Raw genomic sequence first — 3642 nt, 5'->3', positions numbered from 1 at the left:
CCCCCGCCCCGCCCACGCCCCGCCCGCGCCGATCTTGCACTTTCGGTCGCCGAATTGCCCCAGAATGCGGCCTTTACCCCGACGGAAAGTGCAAGATCGACGGCGTACGGCGCGGGGGTACGGGGGTAGGGGGTCAGCGGGTGTCGAGTTCGCTGATCTTCTCGGTGGTGGCGAAGGCCTCGCGGAGGAGGCGGAGCGCCTGTTCCTCGCTCGACTCGCGGGCGGTCTTCTCGTCGATGATCTCGTCCAGCGGCTCGTCGCCCGGGTCGAAGCCCTCGTAGGCGGCGGTGGGCGCAGGCTGAGTGCCGGCGCTGCGGATCGGGCCGTCGAAATCCGGATCGTACGGCGGCTCACCGGCGAATTCGGCGTCCGCGGTCTGCCGGGCCGCCTGATCGGTACGCGCACCTCGCCCGGCCGCCGCCGCACGAGCCGCCGCGATCGCACTGCTCGCCGGGGCTGCCCTGGTGCTGCTCGGCGGAACAGCCCTGGTGCTACTCGTCGGGGCGGCCCTGGTGTTGCCGTTGGTCGACGCGCCGGTGGGCGAGACGGTCTCGGTCGCGGCACGGGCGGTTGCGGTCGTGCCGGCGGACGCGCCACGAGTCGACGGAGCCGCCTGGTCACCTCCGCCACCCGGACGCGCCGGCTCCGGCCACTCGTCCACCACATCGGTCGCCGTCGAGGCGACGGGAGCAGAGCCGCCGGGGCGGGCCGGCTCCGGCCAACCCTCGTCGTCGACCGCCTCCGCCACCCCGACCGAACTCGCCGCCCCGGCTGAGCTTCCGGCACCGGCCGAGCCGGCAGCACCAGCCGAGTTCCCAGCCCCGGCCGAACTGGCGGCACCGGCCGAAGTCGTGGCCCCGGGCAAGCCCGCAGCGCCGACCGAGTTCGTAGCTCCGGGCGAACCCGCAGCCCCGGCCGAGTAAGCAGCGCCGGCCGAGCCCACAGCCCCGGCCGAGCCCACAGTTCCGGGCGAACCCGCAGCCCCGGCCGAGTATGCAACGCCAGCCGAGCCCGCAGCTCCGGGCGAGCCCGCAGCTCCGGCCGCGCTTGCGGTGCCGGTGGCTGGTCCGGTGCCTGCACCGGGTCGGCCTGGCCCGCCGTGCTCCGCGCTGGACGAGCCGGCGGACGGTCCGGTCCCCGCCCTGCTGTTGGCTGGGGCGGGTGCCGGACGGGACGGAGCCGACGCGGCACGCGGACCGACCGGCGAGCCGCCACCACGTTCGCCGGCCACCTCGCACCGGATCTGCCAGCGGCTACCCAGCTCCTCGTAGAGCGCCTCGATCAGCAGGTCGGGTTCGTTGGAGAGGGCCTGCGCGTGGAAGGGATAGCGGAAGGTCAACACCAGCGTCTGGCCGTCGACCTCGCGCACCGTGGCCTCGCGGGCCCAGGCGGCGACCTTCTTGCTCTTGCGGCCCACCTTGCCGACCACTTCGGGCCAGATCCGGCGCACCGCGGCGGCGTCGAGCACACCGGGCTGTACCGCGCCGGGTCGGGGCGGCTCGGGTGTGACGGGGTCAGGCATGACCGCCGACGGCGGCACTGGACGACGCGACGGCGGCACATCGGCCGGACCACCGGAGGCTGCCGTGTCACCGGCATGCCCGCCGGTCGGTCCCGGACCGGCACCGTTCGGGTTCGGCGCTCTCGTCGCCTCCCGGTTCGGGCCGTGGCCACCTCCGTCGTCGGCCGCCGGAGCACCTGTGGACGGCTGATGGGCACCCGCGTCGCCTGCCGCCGATCCACGGGTACCCGGGCCACCGGCGGCCTGCGCGCGAGTGCCGGCGTTCGCGGCGGCGGCACGGGCGGCGGCCACCCCGGAACTGCCACCGGGAGCCGCCGGTTCACCGGCGGTCCGAGCCGCAGCCGCGGCGCCAGCCGCGGGCGGGGCGGAAGGCTCGGGGCGTACCGCCGGGGTGGTGGTGGCCGGCGCGGAGTCGGCGGCGGCCGGCAGGGCGTCGGTGCCGGCGAGGGTGAGCCGGCGTTCCATGCGTTCGAGGCGCTGAAGCAGGCCGCCGGTGGAGTCGTCCGCGGCGGGCAGCAGCATCCGGGCGCAGATCAGCTCCAGCAGCAGCCGGGGCGCTGTGGTGCCGCGCATGTCGACCAGACCGTCGTGCACGATGTCGGCGCAGCGGGACAGCGTGGCGGGGCCGAGACGCTGGGCCTGGGCGGTCATCCGCTCGATCTGGTCGGCCGGGCCGTCGATCAGGCCCTTGGCGGCGGCGTCCGGCACCTGCTGGAGCACGATCAGGTCACGCAGCCGTTCCAGCAGATCCGAGGCGAACCGGCGCGGGTCGTGGCCGGCCTCGGCGACCCGGTCGACGGTGGCGTACGCGGCGGCGCCGTCCCCGGCGGCCAGGGCGTCGCACATCTCGTCGATCAGCGCCGCGTCGGTGACACCGAGCAGCGCGGCGGCCCGCGCGTAGGTGACACCGTCCGGACCAGCACCGGCGATGAGCTGGTCGAGTACGGAGAGACTGTCCCGGGCGCTGCCGCCACCGGCCCGTACGACCAGCGGGAACACCGCCGGCTCGACCTCGACGCCCTCGGCCTGGCAGAGCTGCTCCAGGTAGGGCCGCAGCACCTTCGGCGGGATCAGCCGGAACGGGTAGTGGTGGGTCCGCGACTTGATCGTGCCGAGGACCTTCTCCGGCTCGGTGGTGGCGAAGATGAACTTGACGTACTCCGGGGGCTCCTCGACCAGCTTGAGCAGGGCGTTGAAGCCGGCCGACGAGACCATGTGCGCCTCGTCGATGACATAGATCTTGAACCGGCTGCTGGCCGGTGCGAAGAACGCCTTCTCCCGCAGCTCGCGGGCATCGTCGACACCACCGTGGCTGGCCGCGTCGATCTCGATGACGTCGATCGAACCGGCCCCGTCGCTGCCCAGCGACCGGCACGACGCGCAGACCCCGCAGGGCTCCGGGGTGGGACCGTTCTCACAGTTGAGGGAGCGGGCCAGGATCCGGGCGCTGGAGGTCTTGCCACACCCACGCGGCCCGGAGAAGAGGTACGCATGGTTGAGCCGCCCGCTACGCAGCGCCTGCGACAACGGCTCGGTGACGTGCTCCTGCCCGATGACCTCGGCGAAGGTACGCGGCCGGTACTTGCGGTAGAGCGCCAATGCCACGGCGTCCCGCCTCCTCTCGACCGCGCCATTCTCCGCCGCCCGCGCCCGACTGACCACCCACCCCGCTGACGGGATGCAAGGAAGGGCACCTTATTAACGCCTCCGGTAGAGGAAGGGCCCCTTCTTAACATCTGCACCGAGGGCTGCACCTGGGTCGGGCAGCACTTGGCCGACTGCGTGATCTCGGGTGCGGCACGTCGTGCCATCCAGTTGCCCGGCAGCCGCGACGGGAGCGCGGCGCAGCCGGGCCGGAGACAGAAAGGCCCCCCGTGCACCCGGCAGAGCTCGCTTATCCTTGCTGCCTTCCGGCCCTGGGGAGGTTCACGAGGTACCGCCGCACGGGAGGTAGCCCCAGCCTACCCGACCCGTCGTCGATCTTCAGGGGGTGGTGGGGTGGGCACGCCGACGCGGACCTGTATCCTGTTCCGCGGAGGATTCGCCTAGAGGCCTAGGGCGCACGCTTGGAAAGCGTGTTGGGTTAACACCCTCACGAGTTCGAATCTCGTATCCTCCGC

1 protein-coding gene, 1 tRNA gene and 1 other RNA gene are annotated in these 3642 nt (G+C 73.3%); 1 reads left to right on the top strand and 2 read right to left on the bottom strand.

Features of this window, described 5'->3' with window-relative positions:
- Nucleotides 1-133 precede the first annotated feature (133 nt).
- Entirely contained in the window at nt 134-3127 is a 2994-nt protein-coding gene (locus C1A38_RS30260) for a DNA polymerase III subunit gamma and tau (RefSeq protein ID WP_102661084.1), read from the bottom strand.
- Nucleotides 3128-3385: 258 nt separating this feature from the next.
- An RNA gene (ffs, locus tag C1A38_RS30255) (signal recognition particle sRNA small type) lies at nt 3386-3475 on the bottom strand.
- A gap of 81 nt (nt 3476-3556) precedes the next feature.
- Here ffs and C1A38_RS30250 point away from each other — a divergent pair.
- Nucleotides 3557-3641: transfer RNA gene (locus C1A38_RS30250), tRNA-Ser, on the top strand.
- The last annotated feature ends 1 nt before the right edge of the window (nt 3642 follow it).

Origin of the sequence: Verrucosispora sp. ts21 (assembly GCF_002879555.1) — a bacterium.
Taxonomy (GTDB): Bacteria; Actinomycetota; Actinomycetes; order Mycobacteriales; family Micromonosporaceae; genus Micromonospora; species Micromonospora gifhornensis.
This window is presented reverse-complemented; position numbering and strand designations above follow the sequence as displayed.